Source organism: Vibrio sp. R10-SG3-ISO3 (assembly GCF_059834225.1).
Window position 1 is genome coordinate 84,484 of the sequence record NZ_JCBDHE010000045.1, and the last position, 17,719, is coordinate 102,202.

Here is a 17,719-nt window from a genome sequence, read left to right on the forward strand (position 1 = left end):
CTAAAAAAGCGAGGTCAAAGCCATCTCCAATTAGTCTCAGGACAAAAATTTAGACGCAGCATTCTACCGACCCGATGCATAGCTGTCGAGCTAATCGCAGTGATACGGGCTGCATTCTCCTAAAAACCCACTTAAGTGCTAAAAAAAGCATCAATATGACGGCCTTTGTTAGCAGAAATGGGGACATTAATTGGTTTTTCAAGATTCACTAGCGTTTTTTTATTTATAGACTGAAAAACTAGATCCAAGTCCGGTTTTGCTGCGCAATTTCGTTAATAACTTAAACACTCCAGTAACAAAAAACAGTACGATAGAGAGGCGTAATTTTAAGAGTTGTCAGGGTATTATGTCGTCGTTTCGCCGCGCCAATCTGTCTGTGTTTATTCTTTATCTGCTGACGTTACTTGCCGGCTCACAATGGATGTGGGAGTATCGTTACCATGCCCAACATGCGGAGCAGCAAGAGCAGCTTGATCGCTTTGCCAGTCACATTATTAACAAACTGGACAAATACGCGCATTTGCCCAAGTTAATTGCCCAAGATGGTGAATTGCTCGCGGCACTGAAACAACCGAACAACCCCGCTCAAGTCGAACTCACTAATCGCTTTTTGCAAAACGTTAACGATACGATTCTCGCCGCCGACACCTATCTATTGGATCGTTGGGGCACCACCATTGCTGCCAGCAACTGGAACTTAGATCGCTCCTTTGTCAGCCGAAACTTCGCCTGGCGTCCCTATTTTTTTGAAGCTATTCAAGGTCGAGCGAGCCAATACTTCGCCTTGGGATCCACCTCTGGGCAGCGCGGTTACTACTATTCCTACCCTGTCGTCTATGCCGCTGAAGTCGTGGGAGTCATCGTGGTCAAGATGGACCTCTCTGCCATCGAAGAGAACTGGAGCAGCAAAGTAAACACCTTTGTCGCCACCGATCAGAACCATGTCATTTTTATGTCCAGCAACCCTCACTGGTTGTTTAAGAGCTTGACCGATTTAGGCGATGCGACGCGGCAGGCGATTCGCGACAGCAGGCAATACCTCGATACTGACATTCAATCGCTGGGCCTCAACGGCGCCATTGACCTTGCGCAATCGGAACTGACTAACCGGCGTCTCGGTTGGATTCAAGGGGACTATTTAGTCTCCAGCCGCCCTTTGCCTGAACTTAACTTAACCATTCGTGTTCTATCGGAAAAAGTGACCGTATTTTGGTCAGTGTTGAGTTTTGGGCTGGTTTGGTCGTTGCTGTTTGTGATTGTCTTTTTAACCATGCAATTAACCTATCAGCGCCGACTCAAGCAACGTCAATTTGAGCGCCTCCAAGCGGAAGCCAAACAAAAACTTGAGTTCTTAGTGATGGAACGCACCGCCGAGCTCCACGCCGAGGTTCTTGAACGCTCACGCACGGAAGCCGCGCTGCGCCAAACGCAAGATGAGCTCATTCAAGCAGCAAAACTGGCGGTACTCGGTCAGATGTCGGCCAGTATCAGCCATGAGCTCAATAATCCGTTAGCGGCGATTCGCAGTTTCGCTGACAACGCTCGCCGCTTTCTGGCCAAAAGCCACCTCGATCGCGTTGATGATAACTTGCAGCGTATCTCCTCACTGACCGACAGAATGGCCAAAATCAGTAGCCAGTTGAAATCCTTTACGCGCAAATCTGACAGCAATGATGTCTCCATTGTGGCACTCACCCCCGTGATCACCTCGGTGAAAGAGTTGGTCGCACCGCAAATCAAATCGTATCGAGTCGACTTCGAGGTTGAACTGGCACCCGAACTGGGCAAAGTGGACATTAACGCTATCCAGCTTGAGCAAGTGCTGATCAATTTGATCACTAACGCCGCGCAGGCGGTCGAATCTCTCGATACGCGTAAGGTTCGCCTTAGCGCCAACGTAGTGGATAAACAGGTGCAGATTGCCATAGACGACAATGGCCCTGGCATCGATCAACAAACGGCCCTTCACCTCTTCGAACCGTTTTACACCACCAAGAAAAACGGACTGGGTCTTGGGCTCTCTATCTCTCAGCACATTGTTGAGACCATGCACGGTGAGCTCACCGTTGGGACCTCTCCCCTTGGCGGCGCACGATTTACTGTTTCGCTCCCTCTTGTTGAAAAGGAACTCTAATGCACGACGTATTCTTTATTGATGACGAAAGTGACATCCGCATTGCCATTGAACAGAGCTTCGAGCTCGAGGGGATCTCTGCCGATTTTTTTGCCTGCGCAGAAGATGCTCTTTTGGCCATCAAAGAGCATGGCATGCCAAAGGTGCTGATCACCGACATCTGTTTGCCCGGTCTATCCGGGGAAAACTTACTGACTTCAGTTTTGCATCAAGACAAGGATGTGCCGGTGATCCTGATTACCGGCCATGGTGACATCACCATGGCAGTCAATGCGCTGCATAACGGCGCTTATGACTTTATTGAAAAACCTTTTGCCATTGACCGTTTGATTGACACCACCAAGCGCGCCCTGGACAAAAGGGCCTTAACGCTCGAAAACCAAGCACTAAAGCGCAGCCTTAGGGCCAGTAATACACTGGGCCCAAGGATTATCGGCGACACCCCTAGCATCCAAACACTGCGCGATACCATTGCACACATCGCGGACACCAACGCCGATATTCTGCTGTTTGGCGAGACAGGAACCGGTAAAGAGCTGGTTGCGCGCTCCATTCACGAGCAAAGCTCTCGTCGTGAGGCAAATTTCGTCGCCATCAACTGTGGCGCCGTCCCTGAAAATTTGATTGAGAGTGAACTCTACGGTCACGAAAAAGGCGCGTTTACTGGCGCAGAGGCCAAACGCATCGGTAAGTTTGAGCACGCGCAAGGTGGCACGCTGTTTCTTGATGAGATCGAATCCATGCCGATGCAGGCGCAAATTCGTTTACTGCGCGTGCTGCAAGAGCGAGTGATTGAACGAGTTGGCTCAAATACCCTAATCCCGGTGGATATTCGCGTCATTGCCGCCACCAAAGTGGATTTAAAGCAAGCGTCAGCTCGAGGGACGTTTCGTGAGGATCTCTACTACCGACTCAATGTTGTTACCTTGGATTTACCGCCTTTACGCCAACGAAAAGAGGACATCCCTGCCCTATTCCACCATTTTCTCCTGGTTGCCGCCGCGCGATATGGCAAAGCCGCGAATGCCTTGCCCGATGCCGATCTGCAAACACTGATGTGCCATGATTGGCCGGGTAACGTGCGTGAACTGCGCAATAGCGCCGAGCGCTTTGTGCTGCTTGGTAACCTTGGTCACCTCAATCCGAGCCAGTCGAGTGCCGAAGCAACACCGCTTGCCCTGCAAGTGGCAGAGTTTGAGAAAGCAGTGATTGAACAAGCGCTTGCCAGCACTTCCGGACGCATCAATGACACCATGACCTTGCTGCAAGTGCCAAGAAAAACGCTCTACGATAAAATGCAAAAGTATGGGATAGACAAGAGCGTCTACAAAAGTGACCAGCCAGAATAACATCGCCCCGGCATCGTAGCCGGGGCGACAACATGACAAGAGACGGTTCTATTTGGTGATGATTTCCGGCCCCATCAGTGTGGTCGGTAGCCAAGTGGATACCCAAGGCACATAAGTGACGATGATTAAGAACAAGAACATCACCGCTACCCACGGCAACGCCGCTTTGACGACTTGCATCATCGACATCTTCGCCACCCCGGCAGTAACAAAGAGGTTGAGCCCCACTGGCGGTGTGATCATCCCTATCTCCATGTTCACTACCATCATGATGCCAAGGTGAATAGGGTCGATACCCAGTGCAATGGCGATCGGGAATACCAGCGGCGCGACGATAATCAACAGACCCGATGGCTCCATAAACTGACCACCAATCAACAGCAGCAAATTGACCACAATCAAGAAGGTGATCGGCCCAAGCCCTGCCGAGAGCATGGATTCAGTGATCATTTGCGGAATGCGCTCTTCGGTCAACACATGCTTAAGGATCAACGCATTGGCGATGATGAACAACAGCATAATGGTCAGCTTACCGGCATCATATAGGGTGTGCTTGGTATCTTTATGAACAAACGCTTGCAACACTTTCACCAATACTGGTTTCTTGTTGGTTTTGTCGGCAAATGGTCCCATGTCTTTGTAGACAAAGTTAGCGATAAAGAAGGAGTATATCGCCGCAACGGCCGCCGCTTCTGTCGGGGTGAACACGCCACCGTAGATACCGCCAAGGATGATCACCACCAGCAACAAGCCCCAGCTGGCGTCTTTCGCAGCGGCAAGCATCTCGCCCCAACCGACGAACGGTTGTTTCGGTAAGTTCTTCACGCGCGCAGCAATGTAAATGGCGATCATTAACATCACACCGGCTAACAAGCCTGGGATCACGCCACCAAGGAACATACGTCCCACCGAAACATCGGTCGCCGCCGCATACACCACCATCACAATCGATGGCGGGATCAAAATGCCGAGCGTACCCGCGTTACAAATCACGCCAGCTGCAAACTCTTTGGAGTAGCCATTTTTGATCATACCGGCAATCACGATACTACCGATTGCGACCACCGTCGCAGGCGAAGAGCCTGACAAGGCCGCAAACATCATACACGCAACTACCGACGCCATCGCCAAGCCGCCGCGGAACCAACCCACCATCGCAATCGCAAAGCGAATAATGCGTTTTGCCACACCGCCGGTCGACATAAAACTCGAGGCGAGGATGAAGAACGGAATCGCTAATAAGGTGTAGTGGCCCGCAAAGGCGTTAAATAGGGTTTGTGCTACCGACGCTAGGGAAGCATCAGAGTGCATCATCAAAAAAAGAATACTCGATAGGCCGAGTGAGACTGCGATAGGCACACCAATCAGCATGAAGCCAATCACCATCACGAACAAAAACAAAATATCCATGGCTTAGCTCTCCTTGCCGTTTTTCTTGGTGGGCTCCATGGCCTCTCCCGCTTCACTGAGTTCTTCTTTCAATGCTTCCAGCTCTTCTTCTGCTTCGTGACCTGCGATCAATCGATCCAGCTTGCCGGTGGCAATTTGCAGCGTCAGTTGCAAAAAGCGGAACGTCATTAGTGCCATGCCAATGGGTAGAGCCATGTAGGGGATAAAACGCGGCAGTTTTTCATAGCGCTCGCCTTCATTGAGCCAATCGGCTAAAAACTGCAATATCTCGGGCATTGGGATATCGTCCGTCTCATACCAAGCTCTCTCGGTGGCAAACGGATACCAGTAGTTCCAAGAGCCGACCAAGAGCAGAATGGAGAAGGCCAAACAGCAGCCAGCGGCCATCAAGGCGTAGGTTTTGCGCATGCCCGGCGATACCATGTTGATGATGACGTCAACGCCGATGTGGAAGTGTTTTTTGACACCGTAAGAGGCGCCGACCAGCACCATCCAGGCAAACATAAATACGGTAAGTTCGAGGGCCCAAAGAATATTACTGTTAAAAACATAACGAAAGACGACGTTGGTGAACGTCAGCAGGGTCATAGCGCCAAGGAAAAAGGCAATCAAGGTTTCCTCAATCGCATCGGTCACTTGTCCTATTTTGGCAAAGATTGACTGTTCCATAGTGTGATCACTTTTGGTTCCACCCTTTTGCAGCAGGCTCCTCCTCTAGAAGGAGCCTGTATAGGGTGTGTATTGTTATCTGTAGAGGAGATTATTTGTTCGACGCCAACGCCGCTTCAATCAGATCGGCACCGATGTCTTTTTCAAACTTCTTCCACACGGGTTGAAGCGCATCTACCCATTTTTGTCGTTGCTCTGGTGTTAATTTTCTCACCACACCACCTGCTTCTATTACGTTGTTTTTGTTGGCAAGATTAACCTTCGTTGACTCCGCGTTTCGAGCTTCAGTCACCTCTTTAATGATGGTCGCCAGTTGGTCTCGCTGATCATCAGGTAACCCATTCCAGAAATCGTTCGAGGTCACGACTAAGTAATCAAGAATGCCGTGGTTGGTTTCTGTAATGCCATCTTGAACTTCGAAGAATTTTTTACCGTAAATGTTTGACCAGGTGTTCTCTTGACCATCAATAACTTTGGTTTGCAAGCCGCCATACACTTCTTTGAACGACATTTTCTGTGGGTTAGCCCCTAGCTGCTCAAACTGAGCGACTAGAACATCAGAGGCTTGTACGCGGAACTTCAACCCTTTTGCATCTTCAGGGACAAGCAGTGGTTGGCTCGCTGACATCTGCTTCATGCCGTTATGCCAAAATGCAAGACCTTGAACTCCACGACGTTGCATCGCGTTCTTCAGCTTCTCACCCGCTTCTGAGTTCTGGAAGCGATCCACCGCTTCCACGTCTTCAAACAAGAACGGCAGATCGAAGATGCGGTACTTTTTGGTGAATTTCTCAAACTTTGAAAGAGAAGGGGCTGCGAGTTGAACATCACCATTGAGTAGCGCTTCAAGTACCTTGTCATCATCGTAAAGGGTCGAGTTTGGGAAGACCTGCATACAGACTTTGCCATTCATCTCTTCATTGACACGCTTTTCAAGCAGTGACGCCGCAATCCCTTTCGGGTGCTTGTCGGTATTGGTCACGTGACTGAACTTGATCACCGTCTCGCCAGGATCGCAGTTTGCAGCGGCGTTGAAACTGGTGACAGCAAGAATTGAGGCAGATAGTAGGGTCAAAGGCTTTAACATTATTATTCTCCTTGTGGATTGAGCAACCCCATCACTGGGTGTTGTATCAAGTAAGGAGCAATAAACTGGCCAACTTAGAGAGAAAGATCAAAAACAAACAAAAACATATACTTATATGACACGAGAGAGTCAGAGATGCGTTCCCAGCGCCAAATCGAATAATAAATGTGTGGAAATCCACCCAAGAGAAAGAGTGCAATGGGTCAGTTTACACACCATTAACACAACAGACACAAAAAAGGCAGCATCATGCTGCCAAAACGTCCCTATAAAGAGGAGCACACTCTTCACCTCAGACTGCAAGCCTAGCCTGAATTCCCCCCCGTGAATATGACTGAAGAGTGTGCTCAATACGTGTATCAATGAAAATCGATACGTTGCTCTGTGTCGGCGTCAAAGAACACCGCTTTGGATAGGTCAAAATGCAACGGCGCAACCTGACCGACCTTGGCATCAAACTCAGGTGAAAGGCGACACGCCACTTCCTGATCGTTGACCTTAATCATCGCAATCGTATCTGGACCTGTCGGCTCTAGCACTTCAAGTTGCAGATTAAGCGCTGTGGTGGCGCTCGAGTCCGCATTTTCACTTTCAGTAATGTGCTCAGGTCTAAGGCCAATCACGATCTCTTTGCCGTCTTGCTCACGCATAGAGGCCGGCAGCTTGATGTGGTGCTCCTGACCATTGCCCCCTTTCACTTTAATCACTGGCTGATCATCACTATCGAGATCCACCATGGTTTTGATGAAATTCATTGAAGGCGATCCCATAAAGCCTGCGACAAACATATTGTTCGGCTTGTTGTAGATCTCTTTCGGCGTGCCCAGTTGCTGTAACTCACCGTCTTTCATTACCGCGATACGATCGGCTAACGTCATTGCCTCAATTTGGTCGTGCGTCACGTATACAATCGTCGTATTGAGCTGCTGATGCAGACGTTTGATCTGGTGACGCATCTCAACGCGCAACTTAGCATCAAGGTTCGAGAGCGGTTCGTCAAAGAGGTAAAGCTTAGGTCTGCGAGCCAGTGCACGTCCCATCGCGACACGTTGACGTTGGCCACCAGAAAGTTGCGACGGTTTACGATCCAACAGATGGTCGATTTGCAACATTTTCGCCACTCGCTGCACTTCCGCTTCAATTTCATCCGCCGGCATTTTGCGGATTTTCAAACCAAAGGCGATGTTACCATGCACCGTCATATTGGGGTAAAGCGCGTAGGACTGAAACACCATCGCGATGTCTCTGTCTTTTGGCTCAACGCTGGAGACATCACGCCCATCGATGACGATTTCACCCGAGCTGATCCCTTCAAGACCGGCTATGGTGTTCATCAATGTCGATTTACCGCAGCCCGATGGACCCACCAGAATCAGGAATTCACCTGATTCAATACTGATATCAATACCCTTAAGTGTTTCTTGCTCCGCCTTAGGGTAGGTTTTGCGGATCTGTTTAAGTTCTAGTGTTGCCATTGTAATTATCCTTTTACTGATCCTGCCGTCAGGCCTCGAACAAAGTATTTTCCTGCCAGTACGTAAACGAGCAGTGTCGGCAATGCCGCAATAATCGCTGCCGCCATATCCACGTTATATTCCTTCACCCCGGTACTGGTGTTGACCAAGTTATTGAGCGCCACGGTAATAGGCTGGGTTTCTGAGCCCGAATAGACCACCCCAAATAGGAAGTCGTTCCAAATCGCCGTGAACTGCCAAATCACCGTGACCATGATGATCGGCGTAGAGAGCGGTAAGAGAATCTTAAAGAAGATGGTAAAAAAGCCTGCGCCATCCAGCTTCGCCGCTTTAACCAGCTCATCAGGAATACCGATGTAGAAGTTGCGGAAAAACAGCGTGGTAAAGGCCATACCGTAGATGACGTGAACGATCACCAAACCTGTCGTAGTGTTCGCTAGACCCAATTTGCCCAATACCGCGGCCATTGGCAGCAAAATCACCTGGAATGGTATAAAGCACCCAAACAGCAACAAGCTAAAGAACAAGTTTGAGCCTTTAAACTGCCACTTTGTCACCACGTAACCATTAAACGCCCCCAGTAAGGTTGAAATCGCCACCGCGGGAATCACCATCTGGAACGAGTTCCAGAAGTAACCTTTGACGCCTTCACATTTTACGCCCGTACAAGCGCTGTCCCACGCTTTGTACCATGCGTCCCATACCCACTCGGTCGGCAACGACATCAGGTTACCGGCCTTGATGTCTGGCAAGGTTTTAAACGAGGTGATCACCATGACAAACAGCGGCATCAAGTACACTAAGCAGAAGAATAGCAACCCGGCATAAATCATCAGGCGAGCCATGTTCATGTTTTTGGTCATGACTTCTTCTCCCTAAGTTCTGAGTACAAATATGGCACCAAGATGGCCAATATCCCGGCCAGCATCATCATTGCACTGGCAGCACCTAGGCCAATTTGGCCACGGGTAAAGGAGTGCGCGTACATAAAGAGCGCAGGTAAATCTGAGGAGTAACCCGGGCCACCGGCCGTCATGGCGGTAACGAGGTCAAAACTCTTGATCGCAATGTGCGAAGTAATAATCACGGCGCTGAAGAACACCGGACGTAAACAAGGCAAAATAATTTTCATGTAGATGGTCGGTAGGTTCGCGCCATCAATTTGCGCCGCTTTGATGATCGATGAATCAATGCCGCGCAAGCCCGCTAAAAACATCGCCATCACAAAGCCTGAGGATTGCCACACCGCTGCTATCACCAGCGTATACACCGACATTTCAGAATTGACTAACCAGTCAAATTTGAAGCTGGTGAAGCCCCAGTCTTGCATCAGTTTTTCGATACCCAGACCTGGGTTGAGAATCCACTTCCACGCGGTACCCGTCACGATAAAGGACAGGGCCATTGGGTAGAGGTAAATAGTTCGGATCGCCCCTTCTTGGCGAATATTCTGATCCAGCAAGATAGCCAGACCAACACCCAACACAATGGCGACCAACATAAACATCAGGCCAAAAATGCCTAGATTGGAAATGGACGTAATCCAACGATCATTTTCCATTAGCCTTTCATACTGAGCAAAGCCGACAAACTTATAGCTCGGTAGGAAACGCGAGTTTGTCAATGACAATGCCGCCGTCCAAAAAATGTAGCCGTAGATACACACCACGGTCACTAACATAGTCGGCGCAAGTACAATTTTCGGCAGCCAGCGTTGCAACCTGTCTGCAAAGCTGAGCTTTGGTGCAGACTTGTTTGCATTCCTAGATACAACATGCTCCATAACGATTCCTTACGTCTTCTCATCTGACACCATCACCGTCAGATGGTTAAGGAAAGGGCGCTTGGCTCCCCACAAGCCGAAGCGCCCTTTGGGGTGTGAAGTAATGCTAAGCGAAGGTTAGAAAATCGCCGCTTTTACCGCTTTTGACAGTTTCTGTGCCGCTTCTTTTGGATCCGCATTCGCATCATTGAAGAAGTTGGTCACGACGTCATAGATAGCACCTTGCGCGTAGCTGGTCGTCGCTAGGCCGTGCGCCATACTTGGCACTAGGTCACCCGACTCTGCACTGGCTTTAAACGTTGCCATCGAATCCAATGCACACTGGTCAAACGCGCTCATGTCCATATCCAGACGCACTGGAATCGAACCTTTGTTGAGGTTGAAGACTTCTTGGAACTCTTTGGTCAAGATGGTTTTCGCCAAATCTTGCTGCGCTTTTTGGTTATCAGCATTGCTGAGCTCAAAGAACGCAAAGCTATCGATGTTGAAGGTGAACTGACCGTCAGTACCTGGCGCTGGAGCACAGATGTAATCCTTACCCGGTACTTTACCTGCAGCAGAGAACTCACCTTTCGCCCAGTCACCCATGATTTGCATGGCGGCTTCACCGTTGATCACCATAGAGGTGGCAACGTTCCAGTCACGACCTGGTGAGTTGGCGTCGATGTAATCGCGCATTTTCTTAAACTTGGTGAACACCTCGACCATTTTGTCGCCAGCGAGCACATCCATATCTAAGTCGACAAACGCTTTGTTGTAATCTTCACTGCCGAGCACATCGAGCGCCACCGCTTCAAAGACTGTCGCGTCTTGCCATGGTTGGCCGCCGTGCGCCAATGGAATGTAACCTGCCGCTTTGATCTTGTCGGCTGCAACGAAGAACTCATCCAATGTCTTTGGCAGTTCTACGCCGGATTTTTTCAATACTTCTGGGTTTGCCCATACCCAGTTAACACGGTGAACGTTCACTGGCACTGCGACGTATTCGCCATCAAACTTCATCACTTTAGTGACCACCGAAGGCAAGATGCTGTCCCACTTCTCTTGATTGGCCGTGTCATCGAGTGAGGTCAAAAAGCCTAGGCCGCCCCATTCTTGAATGTCGTGACCTTTGATTTGTGCCGCTGACGGTGGGTTGCCCGATACTGCGCGGGTTTTCAACACGGTCATCGCGGACTCACCGCCACCACCAGCAACCGCAAAGTCTTTCCAGCTGTGGCCTTGCTCTTCGAGCATCTGTTTCAATACCGCTGCAGATTTTGCTTCACCGCCGGCAGTCCACCAGTGGAGTACTTCGACTTCGCCCGCTTGGGAGAAAGCAGAGGCAGCAAGGAGGGATAAGGTAAGTAGGGTTTTCTTCATTTTCATTGTTATCTTCCATGTTTTTGGATTAGACATCTGGGTCGACGTCAAACTGACCCGTTCACTTCGTGCTTGAACGTTATTGAGTCTATCCGACTAGAAAAAGAAGATTGAAACAAATCGTAAAGCCAATGTAACAATTCAGTTACATTACACTTCAAGGCCAGGTGGAATAAAGAGTTGCGCGCGTAAACCACGCTGCGGGAGATTACTAATAATGAGATCTCCGCCGTGTCCGTGCAAAATGTTGCGGCAGATGCCAAGCCCAAGGCCGTGACCTTGATCATCTTCTGCCAAACGAAAGTAAGGTTCAAACACCGCTTCCAACTTATCTTCTGGAATACCCGGGCCGCAGTCATCAATCGTCACCGTGATCCACTCGCGCTGAACTTCTATCGTGACAGACGCACGCTTACCATATTTCACTGCGTTATCGAGCAAGTTAGTAAGCACTCGCTTAATCGCCAATGGTTTCGCGACGATCGGCTCCATAGTCATAGGAGTAAAGTCGACGCAATGTTGCTTGTGGTTCATGGGCTCAATGACAGAGAGGATCATCTCATTGAGGTCAATGTAGGCATTATTCTCGTGCAAGTCGGTATCGCGCACACATTGAAGCGCGCCTTTAACCATCATTTCCAACTCGTCGAGGTCTTTATTGAATTTTCTGCGTTTCACGTCACTTTCCAGTAGCTCGGCTCGCAGCCTTAGACGCGTAATGGGTGTTTTTAAGTCATGTGAAATGGCAGAGAACAGATGCTCACGGTCGGCAGTGTAGCGCCGAATACGCTGCTGCATACGATTGAACGCACGCGTCGCCACCACCAGCTCACGAGCGCCATCTTCGGCCAAAGGCGGCTGATCGACATCCATACTCATGTCATTGGCGGCTTTGGCCAAACGCTTCAAGGGTTTCACTTGACGGCGCATCAGTAAATAGGTCAAGGCAAGCAGCAAGGTGGTGGAAAAGAAGAGGAATAAAATCTGCTCTCGGCCAATCAAGGTGTCATCCAACGTCACGTATGGCGCAGGCAACAAGGCGGCGATGTACAGCCACTCGTGCTCATTCAGTTCGATTTGTACCACCAATACCGGAGGATCAATCGGTGACAATGTGAGCGTGTGATGCGCCCACGATTTGGGTAAATCGTGCAAATAAATGTCGTTTTTTAGCAAGCGCAGGTTTTCTGGCTGGGAGAAGTTGACGTCTATCGAGCGAGCGCGAGGCAGCTTCTGTTTGAGCACCGTTGTCACGGCATTGAGTGAGGCGCGTTTTAGGCGTGTATCGTCAATCGGGTCGACAATCAATCGCTCTTTGTTGAACGAGACAAAAAAGCGCGTGCCGCCCATATTGCGAATTTGATCAAGCACGATATGGCGATAGCCAGTCGGTAGAGACTGAAAAAAGGTCACCGTAGAGGCAAACATGTTGGCCATGCTTTGCGAGGCGTCTCGGATCCCTGCAAGCTCTTTGTGCTTAGACTCGGTATACCAGATGGAGGTGGCTATACCCTGCGCGATCACCACCGCCAACACGGTAAGGCCGAGTGTCCGGGTCACCAACGAATTGGGTTTCAGTAAGCGAAATAACCACTTCATCACTTTGTCTGACTCGGTAAGCTGTTAATGTTCAACGCTAACGGGCACAGCAAGAATATAGCCGTTACCACGCATGGTTTTGATGTACTGAGGGTATTTGGCCGAGTCACCCAACCGATGGCGTAACCGGCTGAGCTGCACATCAATACCACGCTCAAAAGGCAGCGCTTCTCTGCCCCGGGTCGCAAAGGAGATGGTGTCTCTATCCAGCACTTCATTGGGGCGAGTAAGAAACAGCATCAGCAGGGCAAAATCACTCCCAGATAAATCGTGTTGTTCCCCTGTCGTGGTATGGGTAATTTTGTGTGCCAAGGTATCGAGCTGCCAATCGCCAAATACGATGGTTTTGGGTAAGCTGGTCGGCTCCGAGCCTTTCTCTTCGACCACTTGGGCGCGGCGCAGTACCGCTTTGATTCTCGCCATCAATTGACGTGGATTGAACGGCTTAGCGATGTAATCGTCAGCACCGAGCTCAAGACCCACCACCTGATCCATATCATCCGACACCGCCGTTAGCATAATGATGGGCACGTTGGACTCACGACGAATCGCCTGGCACAATGCAAAGCCATCTTCGCCGGGCAACATCACATCCAACAAAATCAGATCAGGGTAACCTTTTACATCAAGATGCTGCTTAAGTGCTTGTCCTTCTGCCACGGCTTCCACATGGAAGCCCGATTTAGACAAATACTCATCCAAAAGCTCGCGGATCTCCTGATCATCATCCACAACAAGTATTTTACTGTTCATTTCGCCAATCACTGCCTATGGTGTTAGCTCACAGTCTAGACAGTTCTCACCCGCGGTGTGACCGATAAATCCTTATTTTTTGAACAGAAAACAAATGGAGCTCACAAGTTTTTAACATTAAGCGAGTCATCTATCAGTAGATGGTCAATTAAGAAGAACAACTGATTTCAAGCCGTTTGCCCCAATCCGGTGGCAACGCCGCAAAATGTTCAAAATTCGGGTGCTCGTCGTACGGAGATTGAAGCACCATCGCAAGCTCGTTGACCAGTTGATAATCCCCCTGTTCGGCGTTGTCGATTGCCATCTGCGCCAAGTAATTTCTCAGAATGTATTTGGGATTGACCTGACGCATCTCGGCGCAGCGTTCACGGGCGCTAACAGGCGCTCCGCTTTCATCCATTTCACATTCACAACGCGCTAAATAGAGCGACAACCATTCACTCGCAGCCGCTCTATCAACAAATAGATCGATGACGTTCTGCTCTGGTTCACTATCGAGCATCGACAATGCGCGCATAAAGCGGCAATAGTCGACGCTCTGCTGAGCCAATAACTCAAACATGGCGCTAAAGAGCTGAGTGTCTTGCTCTAATTTGGTCTTGAGACCTAATTTTTTGCGCATGATGGCGCTAAATTCGCGATTTAGCACTGACTCAAACTGACCGAGCCCCTGCTCCAGATCGGCTTTATCGACCAGCGGTGACAACGCATGGGCAAGCGCGGACAAATTCCACAATGCGATGCGAGGCTGCTGATCAAACGCATAACGCCCTTGGTAGTCGGAGTGGTTGCAGATAAGTTGCGGGTCATAATAATCCAGAAAACAAAATGGTCCGTAATCAAACGTCTCACCAAGGATCGACATATTGTCCGTGTTCATGACGCCATGCGCAAAGCCCACCGCTTGCCACCTAGCGATCATGTGAGCGGTGCGCTCGACGATCTGTTCAAACATCGCCAAATAAGGCTTAGTGGCGGTTTGACACTCTGGCCAATACCACTCAATCGCTTTGTCTGCCAACAGACGCAGTTCACTCAGCTGATTGGTGTAAAAGAAGTGCTCAAAGTGACCAAAACGTAGGTGGCTGCGCGCCACACGCAGCAGCAATGCACCGCGCTCCTGCTTCTCTCGATAGACGGGGGTATCGCTGGCGAGCATACCTAAAGCGCGAGTGGTTGGAATACCCAAACCCGCCATCGCTTCGCTGCCCAAATACTCACGAATGGTTGAGCGTAGGACCGCTCGTCCATCGCCCATACGTGAATACGGCGTCAGTCCCGCCCCCTTAAGGTGTAAATCGTAGACTTCACCTTTGGCGTCCTTTAGCTCTCCGAGTAATAGTCCACGACCGTCACCTAAATCAGGATTGTAGACCCCAAACTGATGCCCCGCGTACTTCATGGCTAATGATGGCCAATCTTCAACGCGTTGCTCGCCCGCCAAAAACGCTTTTAGATCGCCCGATGGCAGGGACTCATCCAGTGAAAACTGTGCGGCGAGTGATGCGTTCCAACTTACCCAACGCGTGTTGTTAAGTGGCGTTGCTTCAACAGGCGTGTAAAACACCTTAGGCAGTTGATAAAAACGGTGAGTAAGCGCTAAAGATGACAACGAGGACATAGACGGCCCAATGTAATGAGTGTTGTCGCCGACGTTAGCAAAATGTTGCAGAGAGTAGCAAGAGAAAGTGTGAGCGGGATTGAAAAAGAGCGCTCGAGATAAGAAAGCCTGAGATTGCCGATAGCATGGGTGATAAAGAGAAAGGCTGCCTTAATCGAAGACTAAGGCACCGCCTCTATACTGTATCGGAAGTACGATATCGATCGCGTAACGAAATACAGCCCGATAATCGACTAGATCAGTGCGAAAACACCGAGAATGCCGACCAATGAGAACAGGCAAGTACGGCTAATCACACCAAAGTTAGTGGGTTCGATCATTTCATGATGTTGCATAGATTCTCCTCGTTATTTTTCTCTTTATGACAACTTAATTACAATATGATGAAATCTTCGTTTTATCTCAAGCCCAATCTGTGTGAATTTTTTGTGACAAGATCACGAAACATTGTTCATTATCACGAAGAAAAACAAGGCGTTAAAAACAGATTGTAGGAGAAAAAGCGCGCTGAAAGAAAATCAGGCGCTTAGCGTAAAGAAAGCGTGATTCGCACGAAATTTTCGTCTTCGTAATCCATTTGGTGATCAAAAATCGAAGACGTGTAGATAGTGCGCAAAAACGCGTGCTTTTCACCGTGCGCACCGCGCATTAGCATAGAGACGCTTTGTACCAAGCGATTTCGGCGGTCAAAGTGACCATTGAGATCGGCAGACAGCACGCACAGCAGACACCCTGTCGGGTTATACGCTAAGTCTACCGCTTCAGGGCTTGAGACGAGAACGGTGGTATTAAGCTCTTTTTCTAACTGATTAATCAGCAGCAAGAAGCTATCAAGATGAGGTAACTCGTCGCCACTCATCGGGCTCAATAAGTTATCGAGCATGGCTTCCATGTCGAGGCGCTGCGAGCGCGCATGGGTCACCATAGAGCGCACTTTCTTTTTGAACGGCTTGTATTTCTTACTGTTGGCCGCTTTATTCAACCATACAGAAAGAATGTCGTTGATGTCATTGCGCGATTTTCGAGCCAGTACTTGTCCGTTGTGGTTGGTGCGTAGATGCAACAATGCATGCAGCGCCAATTCAGACAGGAGAGGTTCAAACTCGGGTTTAATTTTGGAATGAATACTGCGCATTATGACTGGAAGCTAACTGAAACTCGCGGAGAAAGTGGTCGTTTGAAACACGAAAAGGACCGCTATGCTACCGAAAACCCTTCGCCATGTACAGATGCGAAGCGGCACAAGCACGCAAAAATAATGCCAATCTACAAAAAGCCCCACACCCAAGAGTGTGAGGCTTAAGCTCGTCAACCGTTGTGCGAATCCCGATCACGCACAACAATTACTTCGCTATTTGGCGAGCTTACTCAGTACGCGCTGTAACAGCTGGATACGTGGCTCGATAGACTCAAGCAGTAAGTACTCTTGATCGCTGTGGAATCCCGCACCAATCGGACCTAATCCATCAAGTGTAGGTACACCTAGGATGGCTGTGCAGTTGGCATCTGAGCCGCCACCTACCGCTTGCCAACCCATTTGGATTGACAACTCATCGGCCGCTTCCTCTACCAACGCCATCAAACTCTCGGTTTTGTCACTCGGTACCATGGATGGCTTGTAAGCTTCACGCTCAAAGGCAACACGCACACCGTCAACAAATGGCGTCACGGTTAAGCCATTCAGGCGTGTATCGACATCGTCATACTCTTCGTTGCTCCAAAAGCGTACATCCACGATAACTTGCGCAAAATCTGGAACAATGTTTGCGCCTGCGCCACCGGAAACCACACCGGCGTTCAAAGTGGTGCCTGACTCAAAATTGGTCATCTCGTTCATGGCGAGAATCCAGTTTGCCATTTCCGTCACGGCGCTACGGCCTTTCTCTGGCTCATTGCCCGCGTGTGCCGCGATACCATGAAAATCAATCTTGTAACGCGCCATACCTTTACGAGCTTTGACCAAGCTGCCGCCGGCGCGCGCCGCTTCCGCCACAAGAACGTGTTTGGCGTTTTTCGCGACCGATTGCAACCAATCTTGCGAGTAAAGTGAACCGGTCTCTTCATCTGGGTTCATGCAGATACAGATCGACAGCGAATCCAATACGCTTGCCTCAAGGTCACGCATCGCATACACCACATTGAGCAAGCCTGATTTCATGTCAGACACACCTGGGCCGTAAGCTTTCTCTGCATCAACCGTCATCGGACGCTGCGCAGCGGTGCCGACAGGAAAGACGGTATCCATATGACCAATCAGCATCACATCGATCTGCTCATCGTCAGGTTTGTTGCGAATTTCAAGCCCGACACCCGCTTTGGTGCAGTCAATGCGTTTGACGTTCCAGCCACCCATCTCGAGGAACTTCTGCTCAAACTGCTGAGCGATGACCTCAATGCCCTCAGTCGTGTACGTGCCGCAATCGACATTGACTAGCGGGCGCAGCTCATCTAAATACGTTTGGAGAGAAAATGACATC

14 protein-coding genes are annotated in these 17,719 nt (G+C 49.7%); 2 read left to right on the forward strand and 12 right to left on the reverse strand.

Annotated features, from left to right (window positions below):
* The first annotated feature begins 346 nt into the window (after positions 1-346).
* Together AC6R1A_RS13130 and AC6R1A_RS13135 are read left to right on the forward strand one after the other, a co-directional pair.
* A complete protein-coding gene (locus AC6R1A_RS13130; RefSeq protein WP_500633713.1) occupies positions 347-2,134 on the forward strand; it encodes a sensor histidine kinase in 1,788 nt (595 codons plus the stop codon).
* Positions 2,134-3,483 (forward strand): sigma-54-dependent transcriptional regulator, encoded by a 1,350-nt coding sequence (locus AC6R1A_RS13135; protein WP_500633712.1) that lies wholly within the window; start codon positions 2,134-2,136, stop codon positions 3,481-3,483. Before AC6R1A_RS13130 ends, AC6R1A_RS13135 begins: the two co-directional genes overlap by 1 nt.
* A 48-nt stretch (positions 3,484-3,531) precedes the next feature.
* Here the strand turns inward: AC6R1A_RS13135 and AC6R1A_RS13140 are convergent, their stop codons facing one another.
* From AC6R1A_RS13140 to AC6R1A_RS13195, 12 genes are all read right to left on the reverse strand, one after another.
* Positions 3,532-4,893, reverse strand: a complete 1,362-nt coding sequence (locus tag AC6R1A_RS13140; RefSeq protein WP_500633711.1) for a TRAP transporter large permease — start codon at positions 4,891-4,893, stop codon at positions 3,532-3,534.
* 3 nt (positions 4,894-4,896) lie between these two features.
* Complete coding sequence (locus AC6R1A_RS13145) at positions 4,897-5,562, reverse strand: TRAP transporter small permease (RefSeq protein WP_334552581.1); 666 nt, start codon at positions 5,560-5,562, stop codon at positions 4,897-4,899.
* Positions 5,563-5,653: 91 nt separating this feature from the next.
* The gene (locus AC6R1A_RS13150) at positions 5,654-6,649 is read right to left on the reverse strand and encodes a TRAP transporter substrate-binding protein (protein WP_500633710.1); all 996 of its coding nucleotides are present in this window, start codon (positions 6,647-6,649) and stop codon (positions 5,654-5,656) included.
* Positions 6,650-7,008: 359 nt separating this feature from the next.
* Positions 7,009-8,124, reverse strand: coding sequence for an ABC transporter ATP-binding protein (locus AC6R1A_RS13155; RefSeq protein ID WP_500633709.1), 1,116 nt, complete (start codon positions 8,122-8,124; stop codon positions 7,009-7,011).
* A 5-nt stretch (positions 8,125-8,129) separates the two neighbouring features.
* Positions 8,130-8,987 carry a carbohydrate ABC transporter permease gene (locus AC6R1A_RS13160; protein WP_334552587.1) on the reverse strand — a complete coding sequence of 286 codons (858 nt, stop codon included), beginning with the start codon at positions 8,985-8,987 and terminating at the stop codon, positions 8,130-8,132.
* Entirely contained in the window at positions 8,984-9,907 is a 924-nt protein-coding gene (locus AC6R1A_RS13165) for a carbohydrate ABC transporter permease (RefSeq protein ID WP_500630328.1), read from the reverse strand. The genes AC6R1A_RS13160 and AC6R1A_RS13165 overlap by 4 nt, the downstream gene beginning before the upstream one ends.
* Before the next feature lie 117 nt (positions 9,908-10,024).
* Entirely contained in the window at positions 10,025-11,275 is a 1,251-nt protein-coding gene (locus AC6R1A_RS13170; protein WP_334552591.1) for an ABC transporter substrate-binding protein, read from the reverse strand.
* A gap of 144 nt (positions 11,276-11,419) precedes the next feature.
* Positions 11,420-12,868, reverse strand: coding sequence for an ATP-binding protein (locus AC6R1A_RS13175; protein ID WP_500633708.1), 1,449 nt, complete (start codon positions 12,866-12,868; stop codon positions 11,420-11,422).
* 24 nt (positions 12,869-12,892) lie between these two features.
* On the reverse strand, positions 12,893-13,621 hold the full coding sequence (locus AC6R1A_RS13180; RefSeq protein WP_500633707.1) for a response regulator: 729 nt from the start codon (positions 13,619-13,621) through the stop codon (positions 12,893-12,895).
* A 148-nt stretch (positions 13,622-13,769) separates the two neighbouring features.
* Positions 13,770-15,242, reverse strand: coding sequence for a protein adenylyltransferase SelO (locus AC6R1A_RS13185; RefSeq protein ID WP_500633706.1), 1,473 nt, complete (start codon positions 15,240-15,242; stop codon positions 13,770-13,772).
* A 526-nt stretch (positions 15,243-15,768) separates the two neighbouring features.
* Positions 15,769-16,377, reverse strand: coding sequence for a DUF2913 family protein (locus AC6R1A_RS13190; protein ID WP_500633705.1), 609 nt, complete (start codon positions 16,375-16,377; stop codon positions 15,769-15,771).
* A gap of 216 nt (positions 16,378-16,593) precedes the next feature.
* Positions 16,594-17,718 carry a M20 family metallopeptidase gene (locus tag AC6R1A_RS13195; RefSeq protein WP_500633704.1) on the reverse strand — a complete coding sequence of 375 codons (1,125 nt, stop codon included), beginning with the start codon at positions 17,716-17,718 and terminating at the stop codon, positions 16,594-16,596.
* Position 17,719 lies beyond the last annotated feature (1 nt).

Coding starts and splice junctions, on each gene's coding strand:
- AC6R1A_RS13130 (WP_500633713.1), top strand. CDS start 347: ATGTCGTCGTTTCGCCGCGCCAATCTGTCTGTGTTTATTCTTTATCTG.
- AC6R1A_RS13135 (WP_500633712.1), top strand. CDS start 2,134: ATGCACGACGTATTCTTTATTGATGACGAAAGTGACATCCGCATTGCC.
- AC6R1A_RS13140 (WP_500633711.1), bottom strand. CDS start 4,893: ATGGATATTTTGTTTTTGTTCGTGATGGTGATTGGCTTCATGCTGATT.
- AC6R1A_RS13145 (WP_334552581.1), bottom strand. CDS start 5,562: ATGGAACAGTCAATCTTTGCCAAAATAGGACAAGTGACCGATGCGATT.
- AC6R1A_RS13150 (WP_500633710.1), bottom strand. CDS start 6,649: ATGTTAAAGCCTTTGACCCTACTATCTGCCTCAATTCTTGCTGTCACC.
- AC6R1A_RS13155 (WP_500633709.1), bottom strand. CDS start 8,124: ATGGCAACACTAGAACTTAAACAGATCCGCAAAACCTACCCTAAGGCG.
- AC6R1A_RS13160 (WP_334552587.1), bottom strand. CDS start 8,987: ATGACCAAAAACATGAACATGGCTCGCCTGATGATTTATGCCGGGTTG.
- AC6R1A_RS13165 (WP_500630328.1), bottom strand. CDS start 9,907: ATGGAGCATGTTGTATCTAGGAATGCAAACAAGTCTGCACCAAAGCTC.
- AC6R1A_RS13170 (WP_334552591.1), bottom strand. CDS start 11,275: ATGAAAATGAAGAAAACCCTACTTACCTTATCCCTCCTTGCTGCCTCT.
- AC6R1A_RS13175 (WP_500633708.1), bottom strand. CDS start 12,868: ATGAAGTGGTTATTTCGCTTACTGAAACCCAATTCGTTGGTGACCCGG.
- AC6R1A_RS13180 (WP_500633707.1), bottom strand. CDS start 13,621: ATGAACAGTAAAATACTTGTTGTGGATGATGATCAGGAGATCCGCGAG.
- AC6R1A_RS13185 (WP_500633706.1), bottom strand. CDS start 15,242: ATGTCCTCGTTGTCATCTTTAGCGCTTACTCACCGTTTTTATCAACTG.
- AC6R1A_RS13190 (WP_500633705.1), bottom strand. CDS start 16,377: ATGCGCAGTATTCATTCCAAAATTAAACCCGAGTTTGAACCTCTCCTG.
- AC6R1A_RS13195 (WP_500633704.1), bottom strand. CDS start 17,718: ATGTCATTTTCTCTCCAAACGTATTTAGATGAGCTGCGCCCGCTAGTC.